Genomic DNA, 20,444 nt, shown 5'->3' with positions numbered 1-20,444 from the left:
ACGCAAACCGGCCATTCGTCTTGCAACCTATCGTGGAACCGTCCGGTAATTCCAGCCTCGCGCTTGTGTTAGCCATTGATCGTACGTCCTTTGGCGATCTACCAGCTCCATGCTCAGCGCTGCCATGGCCATGTACTCCAGCACGCGCCAGTTCGCATCGTCTCCCTTCCTGAAAGAGACTTCGATGGCGTCCAGCGCCAGTTCGAACTCGTTGTGATTCAAGAATTCCTCAAATTCGGCGATCTCATCCGCGCACACTCCCTCGGCAGTTTCGGAGAGGTGAGCTCGCGCCTCGCGAAGATACTCCGAGGTCTTGCTCGAGGTCGAGTGGAAATCGCGATCAGCAGGCATATGAGTTCTCTATAGATCGAACGTCCCCAATTGTCGGCAATTTGAGCTCAAGTGTCGAATGACCGATTGTGGCCGAACTCGGCCGGGGTCATCAGTCACGTCACATGGCGAGACCACAACGTTTCGAATGCCTCCATCGTTGTTTCCCGTGCTACGAACTGCGGGTCGGCGTTTATCTCGGACAATGCGGGCACCGGCAGCAATCCGAGTTGCGTCCCCAATGCCGATCTCTTTTCGTCTGAAAATCCAACTCGCCCGTCGCGAAAGAATTCAAGTTTACAAATCTCATAACGATTCCGGTTGAGGACGGACACGAGACGGATAGGCTCCGTGTCAGAATCGTGCTTCCACATGACGTCGATTGCGCTCAACCCATCTTCCATTGACTTTCCCCCGCGCGTCGAAGGAACTTCTATTAGCGCTGCCTCGTTGGATTGTCGACGATTCCGGTATCGAGTGCCAGTGACCATTCGTGGCCGACTACAGCCCGACGGCGAGCCGTTGTCGGATGCCGGCGTCGAACGGACTGCATCCGGCGGAAGCCGACCCATCAGGGACGTTCAACTCTCGCTAAAGCAGACATTGAGATCAATAGGGTTCGCCGTTCTTGTGCTCGAAAACCCATTGCCCGTTTGAACCCATAACAGCGACGAGGTCGTCCGTTGCATAGCCCACTGCGTCGCCTGATACTCGGCTGCCGACCTCGATGATCGTGGCATCGCCTGTCGAGTTGTTTTGTAGATGATGCGGCGCGCCGTTCGCGCGAAAGCCCGCGCACATTCCAGCCCGCATTAGATAGTTTTGCTCACCGACGTAGAGGGTGACCTCACCACTAAGGACATACACCCACTCGTCCTGTTTCGAGTGCTGATGGTGTAGAGCAGACACCGCGCCGGGGCTCAGCGTCGTCAAGTTCACACCAAACTGACTCAAACCGAACGGATCGCCAAGAGGTTTTTTTTCCCGTCCCGTCATGCGAGACGCAAACGGTTCTGGGTAGTTTGAGGGCTTTGTGCGCGGTGCGGCATCGGCGGCCACCATGTAAGCTTTGGGCTGATCCATTCGCAATCCTCGTTCCGTCAAAAGGGCCGAAGAGAATTCTGTAAATCAACGAATGAAATGTCAATCTTGATTCGAATAATCAACCTATCCTTTGTTTTACCGCAGTCGCTTTGAGCGCCTTTGGTTTTCCAAGCGATTGTTGACGATTCTCGCGTCAGACCGAGTGTCTCTTCCTGGCCGAACCGAGTCAGACGAACTGACGCTGCCTGTTCGGTCTAGTCCAGCCTTATACATTTAAACCATGCGTGCGAGCGCCGGATCGCGGGCGTCACGGCGATGTGTCCGCTTTTCACAGCGGCTCGGCGCGAACATTCCAGTCCTGTCCGCGGGCGCTTCGCCGCCCGCTACTCCGTCTGCTGGCGCCGGTATTCGTCCTGTTTCATTCGCAAGTACTGCTGCCGGTCGATTTCGTGCAGCTGCCGCGCATATTGCTCGCTGGAATTGAACCACGTGCTCAGGCGTTGCTCGAGCTGCTTGTCGGGCGGGCTCGATAGCGCGGCAAGATAGGCATCGATGGCCAGGTAGTAGCGCATGGTGTTGCGCTCCACGAGGCCTCGTATGCCATCGACGTATTCCGCTTGTGCCGCGGACGGACTGGCGACGTTTGTGAAGCCGATCTTGCCGCGGTCAAACGTTGCCAGAAAGCTTTTCATCGCAAGGCGCCCGACCAGGCCATAGCTGAATGCATAGGTCAGATGCAGGAACGTGCGGTTGCTAGCGAGCTGCACCGCTTCCAGGACAATCTGATAATCCCGGGTGTTCAACGGTCCGCTGTCGGCGTGGAGTTTGACCTTGAAGTATCCCGGGGCCCGGGCCGCCGCGTCGTAACGGAAATACAGGCGGTAGGTGGCCGGGAGCTCCGCGGCGGCTTCCCGTTTGCTGATATTCAGGGCCAGCATGTTGTCGCTATTCGTGCCGGGCGCACGGCAGTACTTGATGTTCGGATGCAGGATCAACAGCTCGCACCAGTTCGCGAGACCCTGCGACTGGTAATCCAGGACGTTGCTGACGGTCGCGAACGGGTAGTCCACTTCTGCGTAGACTTCACCCGTGACCGTGGAGAACGACTCCTGCGAATCCAGATACAGCCGCCGATGAAACGCGTTGTTATCGAGCTGCGGCTTCAGATTCTGGTATAGCGCGCGCAAACGGGTGGCGTCGTCGGAGGTTCCAGCCCACAACCCCACGCACGGCAGCCAACAGGCCGCCAGAACGATCAACATCCACGCCTTCCTGCGTAGCGCGGCGCTCGCTGGGTTTCGGTCACGCTTGCTCATCAACGTGCTCCGGCTGACTACTCCGATGGGCGGGGCCCATCGCACCTGTACACCTCGATCGCGGTCGCGGCTTGCGCGCGCGGCGCGCATGCGGCTATCCCGACGCCGATCGATTCCTGCTAATACTATGGCGCGCGTCGCGGAGATGACATTAGGATTTCAGCCGATCATTCAGCGGCCGGTCACGCGTGGGTAGTCGGGTGACGCGCGTCGGCCGGTACGCCGATACATCTTCGCCGATCAAACTTGGGTCACCCGCGGCGCGACCGCCGCGCCATCCGCGTCGCTCGTCCCCGGTGCGACTTCCTCCAGCGCCTGCCGTCCCGTTTCGACCCGCAGCAGCCCGATCGCGACGCACAGCACGCCGAGTGTCGCGCTGACCATCGCGATCACGCCTGACACGCCGAACGCCTGATAAAGCGCGAGTGCCAGCGCGGGCGTCCCGATCGACGACATCCGCCCGCACATCCCCGCGACACCCGTGCCACGCAGCCGCACCTCGGTCGGAAACAGCTCGGGAATATACCCAAACAACCCGAGCGTCGTGATCGTATAGATCGCACTGACGAGACAGAACCCAACCAGAATGATCGCCGTGGTATCGCGCAGCGACACATACAACCAGCCCAACGCGATGCTGAGCAGCGACGCAATCACGATCCCCCGCGCACGGCCGATCCGGTCCGCGATCAGATACCCGATCAACCCGCCGACCGGCGATCCGATCGACATCAGGAACACGAAGCCGAGCGACTTGACGACCGACAACCCCTGCGTGACGAAAAACGTCGGCAGCCATGCAATGAAGCCATAGAGCCCGACGTTTACCCCGATCGCGGTCAACGCGGCGACCGCCATGCGCCCACGCATCCCCTTCGAAAACAGCACGCCGAGCGGCACCTTCCCGACATGCAGATCAATGGTGCGCCGCACCGGCGGCAGCGCGCCGACCTGCTGGCTCACCTCCTGCTCGATCGCAGCCAGCGTCGCCTCCGCCTCGTCGAGCCGCCCGACGGATTCGAGCCAGCGCGGCGATTCCGGCATCCGCTTACGCATGAACCACACGACCAGCGCACCGATACCGGCCAGCGCGAACATATAGCGCCAGCCGAGATGCGGAATGATCCAGTACCCCGCGGCCAGCGCGGCAAAGAGGCCGCTGTTGGTAATGATCGCAAGCAGCGACACCCACTTCCCGCGCGTGTCGGGCGGCACGAACTCGGCGAGCGTCCCGGCTGCAACGACCAGTTCCGCGCCGAGCCCGATCCCCATGATGAACCGCAGCACGATCAACCATTCGATGTCGGGCGCAAAACACGCGGCGATCGACGCGAGCCCGAACACCGCGAGATTGAGCTGATACGAATACCGCCGCCCGAGCCTATCACCGACATACCCCGCGACGAACGCGCCGATCATCATCCCGACGAACGTCGACGACACGAACATCGCGCCATGCCGCAGATCGGTGAAGCCGTCCTTGACCATCGACGCGACCGAGCCGTTGGCGAGATAGATGTCGAATGCGTCGAGGAACGCGCCGCCGGCAATCAATCCAAGTATCTTCCAGTGGAACCTTGAAACGGGCAGCCGGTCGAGCCGGCCGGCGGCATTGACGGTGTTCGCCATGATGTCTCCGGAGGTGTGGCGCTCTCGCGTCTGCTGACCAGACGCGGAGACGCTTCGATAGTGTGATGAGGGGCGCGCTTCGCTCAGCGCGGAAAGGCCCGGTCAGACCGCGCCGGACGCATGCAACGCGTGAATCTGTTCATCGGCATAGCCAAGCTCGCGCAGCACGGCGTCGGTATGCTGCCCGAGCGCCGGCACGGGATCCATGCGCGGCTCGTCGCTCGGCGCGATGCCGGGCGGCAGCAGCGCGGGGATCTCGCCGGCGGGCGTATCGACCCGCGTCCAGCGCTGCCGGGCGGCGAGCTGTTCATGCGTCCACACGCCGTGCATGTCGTTCATCCGCGCGTTCGCGATGCCGGCCTGCTCGAGCCGGTCGATCACGTCGGCGGCCGTGAGCGTCGAGAACGCGCGGACGATGACTGATGCCAGCTCGTCGCGATTCGCGACGCGGCGGCTGTTCGATCCGAAGCGCGCGTCGGCCGCGAGCTCGGGCATGCGGAGCACGGTCTCGCAGAAGCTTTTCCATTCGCGCTCGTTCTGCAGGCCCAGCATCACGGTGTGGCCGTCACCGGCCTTGAACGGACCGTACGGAAAGATCGTCGCGTGCGACGCGCCGGCTTGCCGCGGCGGCGGCTGGCCGTCGATCGCGTAGTAGAGCGGATAGCTCATCCACTCGACCATGCTTTCGAGCATCGACACGTCGATGTGCCGGCCGCATCCGGTGCGTCCGCGCGCGATCAGCGCGGCGAGGATATTCGAATACGCATACATGCCCGCCGCGATATCGGCGATCGAGCAGCCGGCCTTGGCCGGCTCGCCGTCGGCGCCGGTAATGCTCAGGAATCCGGATTCACTCTGGATCAGCAGGTCGTATGCCTTCTTGTCGCGGAACGGCCCGTCGAGCCCGTAGCCGGAGATGTCGCAGACGATCAACCGCGGATAGCGCGCGCGCAGCGTGTCGTAGTCGAGCCCCAGGCGCTGCGTCGCGCCGGGTGCGAGGTTCTGCACGAACACGTCGGCATCCGCGAGCAGCTTGTGCACGACGTCGAGCGCCGCGGGCTGCTTGACGTCGAGCGTGATGCTTTCCTTCGAGCGGTTGGTCCACACGAAGTGCGACGCGAGTCCCGACACGCGTTCGTCGTAGCCTCGCGCGAAATCGCCGACGCCCGGCCGTTCGATCTTGATCACGCGCGCGCCGAGATCGGCGAGTTGACGCGTGCAGAACGGCGCGGCGATCGCATGCTCGAACGTGACGACCTTGATGCCTTCCAGTGGACGCATGCTCGTCGCTCCCGTCAGAACGACCGCGGCAGGCCGAGGATGTGCTCCGCGACATACGACAGGATCAGGTTCGTCGAGATCGGCGCGACCTGGTACAGGCGCGTCTCGCGGAACTTGCGCTCGACGTCGTATTCGCACGCGAAGCCGAAGCCGCCATGGAACTGCAGGCACGCGTTCGCGGCTTCCCACGACGCGTCGGCCGCGAGCAGCTTCGCCATGTTCGCCTGCGCGCCGCACGGTTCGTGCGCGTCGAACCGGCGCGCGGCGTCGAAGCGCATCAGGCTCGCGGCCTCGACGTTGATGAACGAGCGGGCGATCGGAAACTGCACGCCCTGGTTCTGGCCGATCGGGCGGCCGAACACGACGCGATCCTTCACGTACTGCGACACCTTGTCGACGAACCAGTAGCCGTCGCCGATGCATTCGGCGGCGATCAGCGTGCGTTCGGCGTTGAGTCCGTCGAGGATGTACCGGAAGCCCTGGCCTTCGTCGCCGATCAGGTTCTCGGCGGGGATTTCAAGGTTGTCGAAGAACAGCTCGTTCGTCTCGTGGTTGACCATGTTCGGAATGGGGCGCACGGTCATCCCGTTGCCGATCGCGTGATGCAGATCGACGATGAAGACCGACATCCCCTCCGACTTCTTCTGCACGTCCGACAGCGGCGTCGTGCGCGCGAGCAGGATCATCAGATCGGAGTGCTGCACGCGCGAGATCCACACCTTCTGGCCGTTGATCACGTAGCGGTCGCCCTTGCGCACGGCGGTCGTCTTGATCTTCGTCGTGTCGGTGCCGGTGGTCGGTTCGGTCACGCCCATCGACTGCAGGCGCAGCTCGCCGCTCGCGATCTTCGGCAGATAGCGCTGCTTCTGTTCGGCAGAGCCGTGGCGCAGCAGCGTGCCCATGTTGTACATCTGGCCGTGGCACGCGCCGGAGTTGCCGCCCGCGCGGTTGATTTCCTCCATGATCACCGACGCTTCGGTCAGCCCGAGGCCGGAGCCGCCGTATTCCTGCGGAATCAGCGCGGCGAGCCAGCCGGCTTTCGTCAGCGCGTCGACGAACGCTTCGGGATAGCCGCGCGCTTCGTCGATCCCGCGGAAATAGTCGGCGGGAAACTCGCCGCACAGGTCGCGAACGGCTTCGCGAATGTCTTGGTACGCGTCGGTAGGGTTCATGCGTCGTATCGGGGAAAGCGTCGGAATGGGTCAGGCGAGGGTCGCGCTCGCGGACATGGTCAGCCAGCCGTCGTGGTCGTTCGCCCAGAGCTCGACGGTCTTGCCGTCGTCGGCGAGGCGGCCGCACACGCTGAAGGGGTGGCCGAGAAAGGTCGGCCGCACCGCGCGATACGCGTATTCGCTGATCGTCGCGCCGGGCAGCGAGCGCGTGACGAGGTCGAGCAGCAGCGTCGAGATCAGCGGGCCGTGCACGACGAGATCCGGATAACCTTCGACGTCGCGCACGTAGCTGCGGTCGTAATGAATCCGATGGCCGTTGAAGGTCAGCGCGGAATAGCGGAACAGCATCACTTCGTCCGGCGTGATGTCGCGCCGCCATTGCGCATGCTCGGGCGCGGCCTTCGGCGGGGGCGCGACGGTGCCGGGCGCCGCCGCGCCGCGATAGACGATGTCGTGTTCCTCGCGGATCGCGACTTCGCCCGCGGCTTCGATCACGTGCTCGACGGTCACGAAGCCGAGCGTGCCGCTGCGGCCTTCCTTGCGCTCGACCGACAGCACGCGCGACGTGCGCGTCGCGATCGCGCCGATCGGCAGCGGGCGTTCGAACGTCAGCCGGCCACCGGCCCACATGCGGCGCGGCAGCCCGAGGTCCGGCAGGAAGCCGCCCTTGCGCGGATGGCCGTCGGGGCCGAGTTCGGCCTGCGGCGCGATCGACCAGAAATATAGCCAGTGCCACGCGGGCGGCAACGCATCGCCGGCGGCGGGAACGCTCGGGTGATCGAGCGTGGCCGCGAGTGCGGCCGCCCGTTCGGCGCTGATTAGGTCGGTCGCGACCTGCTGCACATCGTCACTGGCATTCGACCGGGGAGCATTCACTGTCACCTCCATCGCCGGGCGGCCGGCGCTTCTGACTGGGCATGAAGTGACTGTAGGTGAAGCGCGGGCGCGGCGGAAATACCGTTTGAATGTACCCGTCATAGGGGTACCCTATGGCTTTCGCTTCGATCGAACCGCCATGGACATCCGTCAGCTCCGCTACTTCGTCAGCATCGTGGAATACGGGAGCCTCGGGAAAGCGGCCGAAAAACTCTTCGTCGCGCAGCCGTCGCTGAGCCAGCAGATCGCGAAGCTCGAAGGCGACCTCGGCGTCGCGCTGCTGGTGCGCAGCCCGCAGGGCGTAAAGCCGACGGCGGCCGGGCAGGCGCTGTACCGCCATGCGCGGCTCGTGCTGCGGCAGATGGAGCAACTGCGTCAGGAAGTGCGGGAAGGCGCGGGCAGCGAGTCGGGCACGGTCGCGGTGGGGTTTCCTACCACGATGACGTCGATCCTCGCGGTGCCGCTGTTCGAACGAATCCGGGCGCGTTATCCGGGCATCCGGCTGCAGTACATCGAGACCATGAGCGGCTTCATCAACGAGCTGCTGGCGAACGGGCGGCTCGACCTCGCGATCCTGTTCCGCGAATCGAACACCACCGGCATTACCGCGATGCCGTTGTTCGACGAGGTGCTGTATCTGCTCGGCGAGCCGGGCGGCGCGGTGCCGTCGCGCGCGCGAACCTGTTCCCTCGCGTCGCTCGCCGGCGTGCCGCTCGTCGCACCGGGCGTGCAGAACGGGCTGCGCCTGTTGCTCGAGCGCACGTTCGCGCGTGAAGAAGTGCCGCTGAATATCGTTGCGGATATCGATTCGCTGCCGACGATGATATCGCTCGCGCAGGCGGGCCTCGCGTGCACGATCCTGCCTGCTTCCGCGCTGGCGTCGCGCGAGCCGTCGAGCCGGCCGAAGATGCGCCGGATCGTCGAGCCGGAGATTCGCCGGCCCGCGAGCCTGTGCTGGTCGAACACGTCCCCCGTCAATTCCGCCGCGCTCGCCGTGCGACAAACGATCGTCGAACTGATCGGCGAACTGGCCGCGAGCGGCGCGTGGACGGGCATCACGCTGCGCGCAGGTGATGCCACGCCGGCGTGACGGGTGGGGTGCGCGGGCTGGGTTCGCGAGCCTATGCGCAACCTGACTGGCACTGTGGTTGCGTCAGCCAAAGGCCGATCCCGATTAAGCCAGCGGCGCGACCGACGCGCCCGTGATCCCATGGCGCTTCAACGCATCCGCGACGAAGCCCGACGCCTTCATCTCCTCGACGAACTCGCAGAGCAACGCGGCGGCCGCTTCGCCGCGGCTCTTCGGTACCCCCATCGCCTGGCGGATCACCATGAAGCGCTCGTCGAGCAGGCGCAGGCCCGGCGTCTTCGCGGCATCGGCTTCGAGTTGCTGCTTCACGCCCGCCGCCACTTCGAGCTGCTGTTCGACGAACGTCTGCACGACGGCCTGCGACGTCGGCGCGCGCACGATCTGCGCGGCTTTCAGCTCGCGCGTGAGGAACAGGTCGTACGCGCTGCCCTTGCCGACCGTCACGCGGTTGTGCGGCTGGTCGACGTCCGCATTGCCGCAGATCGGCGAATCATCGCGCACGAGATAGAAGCCTTCGATCAGCACGTAGGGCGCGGTGAACGCGACCGTTTCGCCGCGCAGCGGATCGACCGCGAAGAAGCCGAAATCGGCGCGTTCTTCGGTCAGCGCCTGCACCGACTTGCCGGCGGTGTCGAACACCACGAGTTCGAGCTCGGCCGACAGCCGCTCGGCGAACGCGCGCGCGAGGTCGATCGACACGCCAAACGGCTCGCCGGTGGACGCGTCGCGGTTCGCGAGGATCGGATTGCCGAGATTGATCGACGCGCGCAGCTTGCCGGTCGGCGCGAACGCGGAAAGGACGGAAGGGTCGATGGTCATGAAAGCCTCGCGGGAAATCGGTGCGCCGGTCGCACTGGCGCTCGGGGGTTTCAGAATGGCACCGATGCGGGACAGCGCATCGAGCGTATGCGGCAGATGTGCGCTTACTTGACCGCCACTTCCGTATGCACGACTTGCGGCGGGCTCTTGAAGAACGGCCCGGCCAATTGGCGCCACGCCTGGAAGTCGTCAGATTGCCGGAAATGCACCATGTGATCGTCCACGGTGTCCCACTTGACGACGAGCAGGTAACCGCCGCTGCGCTCGATCACGCGGTGCAGCTCGGCGCCGCCGCAGCCGCGCGCCCGCGCGAACAGCGGGAGTGCCTGGCGAACCGCCGCCTCGAACGGCTCGGCCTGCGACGGGTCGATTTCGAGCGATGCCATTTCCAGAATCATGAATGCTCCATACAGGTTGAAAGATGCGAACGGATAGTGACGCGCCGCGCGCCGCGCACCGCGCATCCGGCAACGATACCGTAATTCGGCATCCCGCTCGGCCGAGCCGCCTGATGGCGTACCGCAACGCCATCGATCGCGACCAGGCGTTGCGGCGAGCACGTGACGCCGATCGACCTGCTGCTTGCCGATCCGCATGAGCCGCCGGCTGACTTCATGACGCTTCACGTGCACAATTCGGTGCGGGAGAAGATGGGCGATTGCCGTGCGCGGTCCGGCATCGCGACCGCCCGCTTGCCACGCTGCATTCAATTCCGGAGAGAGGAGCTCGACATGGCAGAACTGGACGACGTGCTTTACGAGCGGATCGGCGCGCTGAGCGAGGCGGGTGATGCGTTGGTCGAAGACGGCGACTACGCAGGCGCGCTGGAAAAATACTGGCAAGCGTTCGACCTGCTTCCCGAACCCAGGACCAACTGGGAGGCCGGAACCTGGTTGATGGCAGCCATCGGCGACACGAATTTCCATCAAGCCGACTACGAGGCCGGACGCGACAACCTCGGCCATGCGATGCATTTCCCCGACGCGATCGGCAACCCGTTTCTGCACCTGAGGCTCGGCCAGTGCCAGTTCGAGCTCGGTAATCTCGACCGTGCCGCGGACGAGTTGATGCGCGCCTACATGGGTGGCGGCCCGGAGCTGTTCGAGGACGAGGACGACAAATACCTGCGGTTCCTGGCCACGCGGGCGGAAGGGATCAAGGCGCCCTGATACGAACGTTCGCTCCGCGCGCGGATCAGCGTTTTCCCCGATGTGGAAGCGGCCGCCCAGGCCGATGTCACAGAGGTAGTGAAGACAATTGATCCGAGGCCAATTATGACGACATCCGCGATGAACGGAGCGAACGATGCACTACCCGAAACGATCGCCGAAGCCGCATCCGGCGACACCGCTGCTGCTGCGTCGATCCTGCTGGTCGACGATGAACCGAGCGTGCTGTCCGCGCTCAAGCGCGTGTTGCGGCCCGCGCGCTACGGCGTCCTGACCGCCGACAGCGGCGAAGCGGCGCTCGAGATCCTGGCGTCGACCGAAGTCGACCTGATCGTGTCCGACATGCGGATGCCGAACATGAGCGGCGCGGCGTTTCTGTCGCGCGCCCGCTCGCTGTACCCGGACACGATGCGCATCCTGCTGACCGGCTATTCCGACATCGCGTCGATCGTGGAGGCCGTCAACGAAGGCGGCGTGTACCGCTACTTGAACAAGCCGTGGGACGACCACGATCTGCTGATGACGATCGAGCAGGCGCTCGAGCAGCGGCGCTTGCGCGCCGAAGCCGCGCGGCTCGCCGCATTGACCGAAGCGCAGAACGAAACGCTGCGCCGCTTCAATACGGATCTCGAAACACAGGTGCGCGCGCGCACCGAGGAACTTGCGCAAACCGTGCTGTTCCTCGAAGCGGCGCAGGCCGACCTGAAAAGCAGTTTCACCGCGATGGTCCAGGTGTGCGCGAGCATGATCGAGCTGCGCTGCGGGACCGCCGGCGGCCATGCGATGCGCGTCGGCGAAATCGCGCGGCATCTCGCGCTATCGGCCGGAATGAGCAACCTGCACGCGCAGGACGTCTATTTCGCGGGGCTGCTGCACGGCATCGGCAAGCTGTCGCTGCCCGACGAGCTGCTGCACAAGCCGCTCGTGAAGATGACGACGGACGAGCACAGCCTGTTCCAGCAGCATCCGCTGCGCGCGCAGATGGTGCTCACGCCGGTCGCGCAATTGCACAAGGTCGCGTCGATCGTGCTGCACCAGTACGAGCGATACAACGGGCGCGGCACACCGGACGGCCTGACGGGCGACGCGATCCCGCTCGGTTCGCGGATCGTCGCGATCGCGCGCGACTTCGAAGGGCTGCGCAACGGCGAGATCGGTGCGCCGCATTCGGTCGAGCAGGCGATCGACGTGCTGCACTCGCAGGCCGGCGTGCGTTACGACCCTCTGCTCGTCGCGCGCTTCATCGAACTGATGCGGCATCCGGCGAGCCTCGGCATCGCGACGTCCGTCGCGGAGGTTCAGTCCGCGCAGCTGCGCGAAGGGATGCAACTCGCCGACGATCTGCGCACGCATCGCGGCGTGCTGCTGATGACGAAGGGCAGCGTGATGTCGGCGCACCAGATCGAGCTCGTGCGTCGCTTCGAGGCGCGCGAAGGAACATCGTTCGACATTCTGGTGCTGACCGGTGCCGCCGCGTCGAAGCAGGCGCCGGCCGACGCCGCGCCGCCGGCCTGACGTCGCATACTGCACGCCCGCGGCGCGCGATCGTCCGTGCGCCGCGGCAACGCGTTCCTCTCGACCGAGGGTTCGATCATGCATGGCACCTACGATCCGCTGCTTGTCCTGCTGTCGCTCGTCATCGCGACGTTGGCCTCCTATACGGCGCTCGACCTGGCCGCATTCATTTCGCTGCTCGACAACCCGAAGCTCAAGCGCGCATGGCTGGGCGGCGGCGCGGCCGCGATGGGCACCGGCATCTGGTCGATGCATTTCGTCGGCATGCTGGCGCTATCGTTGCCGATTCCGCTCGGCTATGCGCTGCCGGATACCGTCGCGTCGCTCGTCATCGCGGTGCTCGTGTCGTATTTCGCGCTGAACATCGTCACGCGTGCACGGTTGAGCCGCCGGCGCCTGCTCGCGGGCGGCGCGCTGATGGGCGCGGGGATCGTCGGGATGCATTACACGGGGATGGCCGCGATGCGCATGGCGCCCGGCATTCGCTACGATCCCGTGCTGTTCGCGGCGTCGATCGGCATCGCGGTGATCGCGTCGACCGCCGCGCTCTGGATGGCGCAGGCGCTGCGCGTGCAACAGGCGCGCCATGCGACCGCGCTGCGCATCGGGGCGGCGCTGATCATGGGCGTCGCCATCACGGGCATGCACTACACGGCGATGGCGGCCGCGCATTTCGCGCCGGATGCGCGATGCGGCGCGGCGAACGGGATCGATGGGCCGTGGCTTGCGACGACGATCGCACTGTTCACGATGGCGACGCTGATCGTCACGCTGCTGGTGTCCCGTTTCGATGCGCGGACAACCTTTCTGCGCGGGATGACGGATACGCTCGAGCGGCTGGTGCGCGTGCGGACCGCGGAACTCGAAACGGCGTTGCGACGGTACGAGCAGACGACCGCGATGCTGCAGCGCACCCGCGAAAACATGGCGACCGAGATCGACGAGCGCAAGGCGGCGCAGATCCGGCTCGAGCAGGAGAAGGACGAACAGCGGCGCCTGCTGCGGGCACTCGAGGAAACGCACGTGCAGCTGCTGCAATCGGAAAAACTCGCATCGATCGGCCAGCTCGCGGCCGGCGTCGCGCACGAGATCAACAATCCGGTCGGCTTCATCAGCGCGAACCTCAACACGCTGAAGACGTGGGTGCGCGGCCTGCTCGACGTGATCGCCGCGCACGAGGCCGCGCTGCCGCAGCTGGAACCCGCCCAACGGGACGCGCTTGTCGCGATGGGGCGCGCCGCCGATCTGGACTACGTGCGCGATGAGATCGCGACGCTGATCGACGAGTCGATCGACGGCGCGCTGCGGGTGCGGCGGATCGTGCAGGACCTGCGCGATTTCTCGCGGCCGGGCAGCGGCGAATGGTGCGTGGCGGACATTCACGCGGGCCTCGAGAGCACGCTCAACGTCGTCCACAACGAACTCAAGTACAAGGCCGACATCGTGCGCGAGTACGGCGACGTGCCGCCCGTCGAATGCCTGCCGTCGCAATTGAACCAGGTCTTCATGAACCTGCTCGTCAACGCGGCGCATGCGATTCCCGAGCGCGGCGTGATCACGATCCGTACGTCGAGCGATGACGAACAGGTGTCGATCGCGATCAGCGACACCGGCACCGGCATGACGCCCGACATCGTGCGGCGGATCTTCGATCCGTTCTTCACGACGAAGCCGGTCGGGCAGGGCACGGGGCTCGGCTTGTCGGTGTCGCACGGCATCGTCGAGCGCCACCGCGGCACAATCGACGTGACGAGCGTGCCGGGGCGCGGCACGACCTTCCGCATTCGGCTGCCGATCCGGCGCGCAGAGGCGAGCGAGAGCGAGAGCTTGAGCATGAACGAGACGGCGGCCGTCGAGCAGCGCGCGTGAGCGCGAGGCGGCGCAGCGTCGCCGCTACCGCTTGCGCCGCCGCCTTCGGAAGAAATTCCAGAACATCGCGGTGGCGTCCGGCCCCGTCGCTGAGTGGAACGCTTCGCGCGGATCGCCGCCGCTCCACGCGTGCGCGAGGCGGCGAACGATGCAGACGCGGACGATCACCCGGCCGCCGCGCAGATAGTCCGTGTAATCCGTGTCGTCATGCACGTAGGTGTGCCGCTCGCCGACGCGCAGCTCACCGTGTTCGTCGACGAGCCGATTGATCCGCGCGAACGCGACGCCGAGCTGCAGCGCGTTTTGCTCGGCGACGACCGTGTCGAGCCCGCCATGCATGACGAGCGCGGGCATGCCCGGATAAGCTCGCACGTCGACGCATGCGTCGACCACGTGTATCGGGTCGTCGCGCAGCCCGCGGCGCATCAGGCTCATCGCGGCCATCGTCGACAACGGCGGCGCGATGGCCGGGCCGGAATGCAGGCCGACGGCCGCGAACAACTCGGGATACGCGAGCGCCAGCTGCGCGGCGAGCCCCGCGCCGGCCGACATGCCGGCCAGATAAATGCGGTCGCGGTCGAACCCGCGCTCCTGCACGATCGCGTCGATCAGCGACGCGACCGCCGGAAGCTCCGACTGCGTCGCATCGCCATGCCAGTTCCAGCAGCGATGCGCGTGGGCGGTCTTCGCCTGTTCGGGGAACAGCACGGCAAACCCGGCACGCTCCGCGACGCGGCATATGCGCGTGCCGGCGGCGAACGACTCGGCGGTCTGCTTGCAGCCGTGCAGCATGACGACGACCGGCATGCCGGCGGTCGTCACCGGTGCGGCGGGCAGGTACAGCGCGTACGCGAGATGGTTGACGAGGCGGCCGGCGGTCGGGCGCGCGGAATGAAACGAACGCAGCCAGGTGCCCGGTGCGTGGCGCGGCGACGGATGGGCGGCCGGCGCCGGCGTGCGGGTGCGACGCGGCGTCCGTACCGTGGCGGGGCGCTTGACCGCCGCCGCCGGTTTGGCTGTCTTGCGTTTCGGTCGCGTGCTCGTCGCGGCGGAAAACAGGTCGAAAGGCCGTAGCCAGAGGCTGGTTTTTTTCCTGGGCATGGACGAATCTCGTGCCGGCGGCGCGCGCCACAGCTTGCGGCGCGGCCGGCCGTCGGATGGAAGTCGAATGCGGGCAGAGCACGATTCGTGCTTGCGGGAAGCGGCCGCGTCGCAGCGGCCTCGCAGGGCCGAACACGAAGGCGGATGGCGAAGTAAATGCCACGCCACGCGACATCTTTACAGCCGGGTCGCGATTCGCACGGGCCACCCGGCATGCTAGCAGGGTCGCTCGTATCGGGTGCGATGGTTTCGTGACGGATCGGTGAATGCTTCGACCCCGTCGTGGGGCCGGGCGTCGGTGCCGCCGTGCTGCGCGAGCCGATTGCCGACGCGGCGCGATACGTTACCGGCCGCCGACGGCGCGGTTCGCGAGATGGTCGACCATCCGCTGGGCGGCGGGTTGCAGCGTATCGAAGCGCTGGAAACACACGATGAAGCGGCGCTTCGCCCATGAGTCGGTGAGCGGGATCATGTGCACGCCGAGCGACTGCCGGTAAGCCGCCGCCACTTCGACCGGAATGACGCTGATGCCGAGGCCCGCGGCCACGACGCGAAACGCCGCGTCGAAACTCGACACGATCACGCGATACGACACGGTCCGGCCGCGGTCCGCGGCGGCCCGCTTGAGCATCGTGTGAACGGCGGTGGCCGGCGGCAGGCCGACATGCTCGAATTCGAGCGTGTCGTCGAAGCCGATCGACCGACGGCCGGCGAGCGGATGCTCGGGATGCACGGCAAGCGCCAGCTGGTCGTGGCGATAGGACCGCTCCTGCAGCCCTTGCAGGTCGACGTTGTCCCAGCACACGCCGAGCGCGGCAGCCCCTTCGCGCACCTGCCGGACAAGATCGCGCGACAGCCGCTCTTCCACGTCGACCTTGATGTTCCGATTGGCCGGATCGCGCATGAACGACGCGATGTCGTCCAGCAAGGCTTCCGCGATCGCCGATGCCGACGCGCAGATGCTCACGCGCCCCTGCAGCCCGTCGCCGATCGCGGTGACGTCGGCTGCGATCCGCTCCATCGTGAACAGCATGCTGCGCGCATGCTCGAGCAGCGCGATGCCGGCCGGCGTGGGCGCGACGCCGCGTCGTGACCGCGTGAGCGCCGGCACGCCGAGATCGCTTTCGAGCTGCGCGATGCGCTTGCTGATCGCCGAAGGCTCGATGTGCGCTTCTTGCGCGGCACGCGCGATATTGCCGTGATCGCACACCGCCACGAATAGCCGCAGGGTCTTGAGGTCGATGTCGCGCATCGGTGCAGTCTCCGCGTGTCGGAACATTCCGGGCCGGAATTTTGCAGTTCGATTCCGCCGGCTTCCGGGTTCTCCGGGAATGCCAGAAATTACCACGATGGCCGCCACGCGTCGCTCCGCCCGTGTTGCTTTCGAAATGCCTTCACCGCGTGCCGTGAAGGGATTCCATTTCGGAACGATGTCGGTTCCAAACCGATGCTTTACGTTTTTTCGGGAATCTCTAAAGTGGGGCTATCGCCGGCGTGTGACGACCGGCCACCGATTGCGGAGACAGCCACCCCATGCGTTCTTTCCCCACCCACGTCGTGATTCGCGAGGTCGGATTGCGCGACGGCCTGCAAAGCATCCAGGCCGTTCTCCCGACCGCGCGCAAGCTCGAATGGATCGCCGGCGCCTATGCGGCCGGCCAGCGCGAGATCGAAGTCGGCTCGTTCGTGCCGGCGCGGCTACTGCCGCAACTGGCCGATACCGCCGAACTCGTCGCATACGCGAAAACGCTGCCGGGCCTCGCCGTGTCGGTGCTGGTGCCGAACCTGAAAGGCGCGCAGCGCGCACTCGAAACCGGCGCCGACCTGCTGCTGGTGCCGTTGTCCGCGAGCCGCGAACACAGCCTCGCGAACCTGCGCAAGACGCCCGATGAAGTCGTCGCCGAGGTCGCACGCATCCGCGCGGAACGCGATGCCGCCGGATCGACGACGCTGATCGAAGGCGGCATCGGCACGGCATTCGGCTGCACGATCCAGGGGCGCGTCGAACCGGACGAGGTCCTGCGCTGCATGCAGGCGTTGCTCGATGCGGGCGCGGATCGCGTCAGCATCGCCGATACGGTCGGCTACGCGGGGCCGGGTGCCGTGCGGGCGCTGTTCGAGCGGGCGCGTCGCGTCGCCGGCGATCGCTTCTTTTGCGGGCACTTTCACGATACGCGCGGCCTCGCGCTCGCCAACGTCTATGCCGCGCTCGAAACCGGCGTCGCGCGTTTCGACGCGACGCTCGCCGGCATCGGCGGCTGCCCGCACGCGCCGGGCGCAAGCGGCAATGCGGCGAGCGAAGACCTGGCGTTCATGCTCGCCGACATGGGCATCGATACCGGCATCGACCTGCCGGCGCTGCTGGCGCTGCGCGCCAAGGTCGCGCGCTGGCTCGACGGCGAATCGCTGCACGGCGCGCTGTGGCGGGCCGGCCTGCCGAAAACCCATCGCGCGTCGATCGCGCTCAATGCCTGAGGATTTCATGGAAACCAACGCAAGACTGCCGCTCGACGGCGTGCGCGTGATCGAATTCACGCACATGGTCATGGGGCCGACGTGCGGGATGATCCTCGCGGATCTCGGCGCGGAGGTCATCAAGATCGAGCCGCCCGGCGGCGACAAGACCCGCAAGCTGCCGGGCCTCGGCATCGGCTTCTTCCGCACCTTCAACCGCAACAAGAAGAGCGTCGTCCTCGACATCAACACGCCGGAAGGCAAGGACGCCGCGGTCGAACTGATCGGCACCTGCGACGTGATGCTCGAGAATTTTCGTCCGGGCCTGATGACGAAACTTGGTCTGGACTACGATACGTTGTCGAAGGCATTCCCACGGCTCGTCTATGTGTCGCACAAGGGCTTCCTGCCCGGGCCGTACGAGAAGAGGCTCGCGCTCGACGAAGTCGTGCAGATGATGGGCGGGCTGTCATACATGACGGGGCCGGTGGGCCGGCCGTTGCGCGCGGGAACGTCGGTCAACGACATCATGGGCGGCATGTTCGGGGCGATCGGCGTGCTCGCCGCGCTGCGCGAACGGGACGTCACCGGACGCGGCCAGGAAGTGCAAAGCGCGCTCTTCGAGAACTGCGTGTTCCTCTGCGCGCAGCACATGCAGCAGTATGCGATGACGCACGAAGCGCCGCCGCCGATGCCCGCGCGCGTGTCCGCCTGGAGCGTGTACGACGTGTTCACGCTTGCCGACGACGAGCAGCTATTCATCGGCGCCGTCAGCGACAAGCAGTTCGTCACGCTGTGCGACGTGCTCGGCCGGCCGGATCTGCCCGCCGAGCCGCGCTTTGCCAGCAACGCGTTGCGGGTGGCGGTCCGGCCGGCGTTGCTAGACGTGCTTGGCGACATCCTGAAGGGGCACCGAATCGACGAACTGACGCCGAAGCTCGAAGCCGCGGGCATTCCGTATGCACCGATCGTGCGACCGGAGCAATTGCTCGACGATCCGCATCTGAAGGCGAGCGGCGGCCTCGTGCCGATGGAGGCCGACGACGGCACGACGACCGATGTCGTGCTGCTGCCGCTGACGATGGGCGGCCGGCGGCCGGGCGTCCGGCAGGCGCTGGCCCGGGTCGGCGAACACACGCACGAGATTCTTTCGCGGCTGACCGGACGCGCGGCCGCATGACCCGCTACCGCCTCGGCAGCGATCCGATCGGTCGAGGTGTCGCAGCACGAAACCGATGAGAACCATGCGCCGCGCATGACGTGCGCGGCGCGCAACACCGGCAGACGGACCGCGATCGAACAACAAGGCCGTCGACATTCGCCGTATCAGGAGACAGACATGCAGCCTACCGTCACCGCGGATTCGCGTCCGCATGATTCGCCCTTCATCGATGTCGACGCCATGCCGGGTGCAGCGATCGCCGCGCGCATGGATCGGCTCCCGATCACCCGCCATCTGTGGATGCTGGTGCTGCTGATTTCACTGGGCGGCTTTTTCGAAGTCTACGACCTGATCTTCACCGGCTATATCGCGCCGGGCATGGCGAAGAGCGGCGTGCTGCAAACCACCACGCACGCATTTTTCGGCTTCACCGGAATCGCCGGCTTCATCGCCGCGACGTTCGCCGGCTTATTCGTTGGTACGTTCGGGCTGGGCTGGATGCCCGATCGCTACGGCCGGCGCGCGGTGTTCACGGTGTCGCTGCTCTGGTATTCGATCGGCTCGGTGATCATGGCGTTTCAGACGACCGCCGAAGGCATGATCCTCTGGCGCTTCATCACCGGGATCGGTGTCGGGGTCGAGATCATCACGATCGACAGCTACGTGACGGAACTCGTCCCGCAGCAGATGCGTGGCCGCGCGATGGCGTTCAACCAGAGCGTGATGTTCGCGGCGGCGCCGGTCGCCGCGATCCTGTCGTACTGGCTGGTGCCGACCACGGTGTTCGGTATCGACGGATGGCGCGTCGTGGTGCTCGCGGGCGCGCTCGGCGCGTTGCTGGTGTGGTTCATCCGGCGCGGCGTGCCGGAGAGTCCGCGGTGGCTCGCGATGCACGGACAGGTCGACAGGAGCGACGCGATCGTGCGGCACATCGAGGCGATCCTCGAACGTCAGTCGGGGCGGCCGCTGCCGGCGCCGTCGCCGATCGTCGAACAGCCGCGGCATCGACGCGCATCGCTCGCGGAATTGTGGCAGCCGCCGTATCGTTCGCGCCTCGTGATGCTGATCGTCTTCAACTTTTGCCAGGCGATCGGCTATTACGGTTTCGCGAACTGGGTGCCGACGCTGTTGATCAGCCAGGGCATCACGGTCACGAAAAGCCTGCTCTATTCGTTCATCATCGCGTTCGCGTTGCCGGTCGGGCCGCTGCTGGCGATGGCCGTCGCCGACCGGATCCAGCGCAAATACCTGATCGTCGGCGGCGCGCTGGTCGTGATCGTCTGCGGGACGGCGTTCGCGCAGGTCAGGGCCGTGGTGCCGCTCATCTTGCTCGGCGTGTTGATCAGCTTCGCCGGCCAGATCATCTCGGTGTGCTACCACGCTTACCAGGCCGAGTTGTTCCCGACGGCCGTGCGGTGCCGCGCCAATGGGATCGTGTACTCGGCCAGCCGGGTCGGCGCGATGATGTCGGGTTTTGCGATCGCGTTCCTGCTGCGCGATTTCGGGTTGCCCGGCGTATTCGCCGGCATCACGGCGTGCATGCTGGCGGTCGCGGTATCGATCGGGTTCTTCGGGCCGAAGACCAACGGCCTGCGCCTCGAGGAGCTGAACCGTTGA

At 65.7% G+C, this 20,444-nt stretch carries 19 protein-coding genes; 7 read left to right on the top strand and 12 right to left on the bottom strand.

Annotated elements, in window-relative coordinates:
* Window positions 1-27 precede the first annotated feature (27 nt).
* The 8 genes from ABIC50_RS12015 to ABIC50_RS11980 all read right to left on the bottom strand — a co-directional run bounded on the left by ABIC50_RS12015 (window position 28) and on the right by ABIC50_RS11980 (window position 7,660).
* Window positions 28-351 carry a hypothetical protein gene (locus tag ABIC50_RS12015; RefSeq protein ID WP_354164007.1) on the bottom strand — a complete coding sequence of 108 codons (324 nt, stop codon included), beginning with the start codon at window positions 349-351 and terminating at the stop codon, window positions 28-30.
* Window positions 352-446: 95 nt separating this feature from the next.
* On the bottom strand, window positions 447-704 hold the full coding sequence (locus ABIC50_RS12010; protein ID WP_354164484.1) for a DUF6881 domain-containing protein: 258 nt from the start codon (window positions 702-704) through the stop codon (window positions 447-449).
* A gap of 235 nt (window positions 705-939) precedes the next feature.
* Window positions 940-1,413, bottom strand: coding sequence for a cupin domain-containing protein (locus tag ABIC50_RS12005; protein WP_175673603.1), 474 nt, complete (start codon window positions 1,411-1,413; stop codon window positions 940-942).
* Between the two features lie 344 nt (window positions 1,414-1,757).
* Complete coding sequence (locus ABIC50_RS12000; RefSeq protein WP_354164006.1) at window positions 1,758-2,690, bottom strand: hypothetical protein; 933 nt, start codon at window positions 2,688-2,690, stop codon at window positions 1,758-1,760.
* 240 nt (window positions 2,691-2,930) lie between these two features.
* Entirely contained in the window at window positions 2,931-4,319 is a 1,389-nt protein-coding gene (locus ABIC50_RS11995) for an MFS transporter (RefSeq protein ID WP_354164004.1), read from the bottom strand.
* 102 nt (window positions 4,320-4,421) lie between these two features.
* A complete protein-coding gene (locus ABIC50_RS11990) occupies window positions 4,422-5,600 on the bottom strand; it encodes a CaiB/BaiF CoA transferase family protein (RefSeq protein WP_354164002.1) in 1,179 nt (392 codons plus the stop codon).
* A gap of 14 nt (window positions 5,601-5,614) precedes the next feature.
* The gene (locus ABIC50_RS11985) at window positions 5,615-6,772 is read right to left on the bottom strand and encodes an acyl-CoA dehydrogenase family protein (protein ID WP_354164001.1); all 1,158 of its coding nucleotides are present in this window, start codon (window positions 6,770-6,772) and stop codon (window positions 5,615-5,617) included.
* 30 nt (window positions 6,773-6,802) lie between these two features.
* Complete coding sequence (locus ABIC50_RS11980; protein WP_471685624.1) at window positions 6,803-7,660, bottom strand: HTD2 family dehydratase; 858 nt, start codon at window positions 7,658-7,660, stop codon at window positions 6,803-6,805.
* A 127-nt stretch (window positions 7,661-7,787) separates the two neighbouring features.
* On the opposite strand from ABIC50_RS11980, the gene ABIC50_RS11975 reads away from it, so the two are divergent.
* A complete protein-coding gene (locus ABIC50_RS11975; protein ID WP_175734507.1) occupies window positions 7,788-8,738 on the top strand; it encodes a LysR substrate-binding domain-containing protein in 951 nt (316 codons plus the stop codon).
* Window positions 8,739-8,822: 84 nt separating this feature from the next.
* On the opposite strand, the gene ABIC50_RS11970 is transcribed toward ABIC50_RS11975, so the two are convergent.
* Complete coding sequence (locus ABIC50_RS11970) at window positions 8,823-9,557, bottom strand: ABC transporter substrate-binding protein (RefSeq protein WP_354163997.1); 735 nt, start codon at window positions 9,555-9,557, stop codon at window positions 8,823-8,825.
* A gap of 104 nt (window positions 9,558-9,661) precedes the next feature.
* Window positions 9,662-9,955, bottom strand: coding sequence for an antibiotic biosynthesis monooxygenase family protein (locus ABIC50_RS11965; protein ID WP_006753336.1), 294 nt, complete (start codon window positions 9,953-9,955; stop codon window positions 9,662-9,664).
* Between the two features lie 162 nt (window positions 9,956-10,117).
* Between ABIC50_RS11965 and ABIC50_RS11960 the strand changes: the two genes are divergently transcribed.
* The 3 genes from ABIC50_RS11960 (at window position 10,118) to ABIC50_RS11950 (ending at window position 14,110) form a co-directional block, all read left to right on the top strand.
* The gene (locus ABIC50_RS11960; RefSeq protein ID WP_354163995.1) at window positions 10,118-10,726 is read left to right on the top strand and encodes a tetratricopeptide repeat protein; all 609 of its coding nucleotides are present in this window, start codon (window positions 10,118-10,120) and stop codon (window positions 10,724-10,726) included.
* Window positions 10,727-10,831: 105 nt separating this feature from the next.
* Window positions 10,832-12,241 carry a response regulator c-di-GMP phosphodiesterase, NosR family gene (nosR, locus tag ABIC50_RS11955; RefSeq protein WP_012372321.1) on the top strand — a complete coding sequence of 470 codons (1,410 nt, stop codon included), beginning with the start codon at window positions 10,832-10,834 and terminating at the stop codon, window positions 12,239-12,241.
* A 78-nt stretch (window positions 12,242-12,319) separates the two neighbouring features.
* Entirely contained in the window at window positions 12,320-14,110 is a 1,791-nt protein-coding gene (locus tag ABIC50_RS11950) for a histidine kinase (protein WP_354163993.1), read from the top strand.
* Between the two features lie 24 nt (window positions 14,111-14,134).
* Here the strand turns inward: ABIC50_RS11950 and ABIC50_RS11945 are convergent, their stop codons facing one another.
* On the bottom strand, window positions 14,135-15,211 hold the full coding sequence (locus tag ABIC50_RS11945; RefSeq protein ID WP_354164481.1) for an extracellular catalytic domain type 1 short-chain-length polyhydroxyalkanoate depolymerase: 1,077 nt from the start codon (window positions 15,209-15,211) through the stop codon (window positions 14,135-14,137).
* Between the two features lie 343 nt (window positions 15,212-15,554).
* Complete coding sequence (locus tag ABIC50_RS11940) at window positions 15,555-16,463, bottom strand: LysR family transcriptional regulator (protein WP_011661152.1); 909 nt, start codon at window positions 16,461-16,463, stop codon at window positions 15,555-15,557.
* A 281-nt stretch (window positions 16,464-16,744) separates the two neighbouring features.
* On the opposite strand from ABIC50_RS11940, the gene ABIC50_RS11935 reads away from it, so the two are divergent.
* The 3 genes from ABIC50_RS11935 to ABIC50_RS11925 all read left to right on the top strand — a co-directional run bounded on the left by ABIC50_RS11935 (window position 16,745) and on the right by ABIC50_RS11925 (window position 20,444).
* On the top strand, window positions 16,745-17,686 hold the full coding sequence (locus ABIC50_RS11935; RefSeq protein ID WP_354163992.1) for a hydroxymethylglutaryl-CoA lyase: 942 nt from the start codon (window positions 16,745-16,747) through the stop codon (window positions 17,684-17,686).
* Between the two features lie 7 nt (window positions 17,687-17,693).
* Window positions 17,694-18,845 (top strand): CaiB/BaiF CoA transferase family protein, encoded by a 1,152-nt coding sequence (locus ABIC50_RS11930; protein ID WP_175661629.1) that lies wholly within the window; start codon window positions 17,694-17,696, stop codon window positions 18,843-18,845.
* A gap of 159 nt (window positions 18,846-19,004) precedes the next feature.
* Window positions 19,005-20,444 (top strand): MFS transporter, encoded by a 1,440-nt coding sequence (locus ABIC50_RS11925; protein ID WP_354163990.1) that lies wholly within the window; start codon window positions 19,005-19,007, stop codon window positions 20,442-20,444.

Origin of the sequence: Burkholderia sp. 567, assembly GCF_040545115.1 — a bacterium.
GTDB lineage: Bacteria > Pseudomonadota > Gammaproteobacteria > Burkholderiales > Burkholderiaceae > Burkholderia > Burkholderia ambifaria.
This window is presented reverse-complemented; position numbering and strand designations above follow the sequence as displayed.

Coding starts and splice junctions, on each gene's coding strand:
- ABIC50_RS11995 (WP_354164004.1), bottom strand. CDS start 4,319: ATGGCGAACACCGTCAATGCCGCCGGCCGGCTCGACCGGCTGCCCGTT.
- ABIC50_RS12015 (WP_354164007.1), bottom strand. CDS start 351: ATGCCTGCTGATCGCGATTTCCACTCGACCTCGAGCAAGACCTCGGAG.
- ABIC50_RS11985 (WP_354164001.1), bottom strand. CDS start 6,772: ATGAACCCTACCGACGCGTACCAAGACATTCGCGAAGCCGTTCGCGAC.
- ABIC50_RS11965 (WP_006753336.1), bottom strand. CDS start 9,955: ATGATTCTGGAAATGGCATCGCTCGAAATCGACCCGTCGCAGGCCGAG.
- ABIC50_RS12010 (WP_354164484.1), bottom strand. CDS start 704: ATGTGGAAGCACGATTCTGACACGGAGCCTATCCGTCTCGTGTCCGTC.
- ABIC50_RS11925 (WP_354163990.1), top strand. CDS start 19,005: ATGCAGCCTACCGTCACCGCGGATTCGCGTCCGCATGATTCGCCCTTC.
- ABIC50_RS11935 (WP_354163992.1), top strand. CDS start 16,745: ATGCGTTCTTTCCCCACCCACGTCGTGATTCGCGAGGTCGGATTGCGC.
- nosR (WP_012372321.1), top strand. CDS start 10,832: ATGACGACATCCGCGATGAACGGAGCGAACGATGCACTACCCGAAACG.
- ABIC50_RS12005 (WP_175673603.1), bottom strand. CDS start 1,413: ATGGATCAGCCCAAAGCTTACATGGTGGCCGCCGATGCCGCACCGCGC.
- ABIC50_RS11990 (WP_354164002.1), bottom strand. CDS start 5,600: ATGCGTCCACTGGAAGGCATCAAGGTCGTCACGTTCGAGCATGCGATC.
- ABIC50_RS11930 (WP_175661629.1), top strand. CDS start 17,694: ATGGAAACCAACGCAAGACTGCCGCTCGACGGCGTGCGCGTGATCGAA.
- ABIC50_RS11970 (WP_354163997.1), bottom strand. CDS start 9,557: ATGACCATCGACCCTTCCGTCCTTTCCGCGTTCGCGCCGACCGGCAAG.
- ABIC50_RS12000 (WP_354164006.1), bottom strand. CDS start 2,690: ATGAGCAAGCGTGACCGAAACCCAGCGAGCGCCGCGCTACGCAGGAAG.
- ABIC50_RS11975 (WP_175734507.1), top strand. CDS start 7,788: ATGGACATCCGTCAGCTCCGCTACTTCGTCAGCATCGTGGAATACGGG.
- ABIC50_RS11980 (WP_471685624.1), bottom strand. CDS start 7,660: ATGGAGGTGACAGTGAATGCTCCCCGGTCGAATGCCAGTGACGATGTG.
- ABIC50_RS11940 (WP_011661152.1), bottom strand. CDS start 16,463: ATGCGCGACATCGACCTCAAGACCCTGCGGCTATTCGTGGCGGTGTGC.
- ABIC50_RS11950 (WP_354163993.1), top strand. CDS start 12,320: ATGCATGGCACCTACGATCCGCTGCTTGTCCTGCTGTCGCTCGTCATC.
- ABIC50_RS11945 (WP_354164481.1), bottom strand. CDS start 15,211: ATGCCCAGGAAAAAAACCAGCCTCTGGCTACGGCCTTTCGACCTGTTT.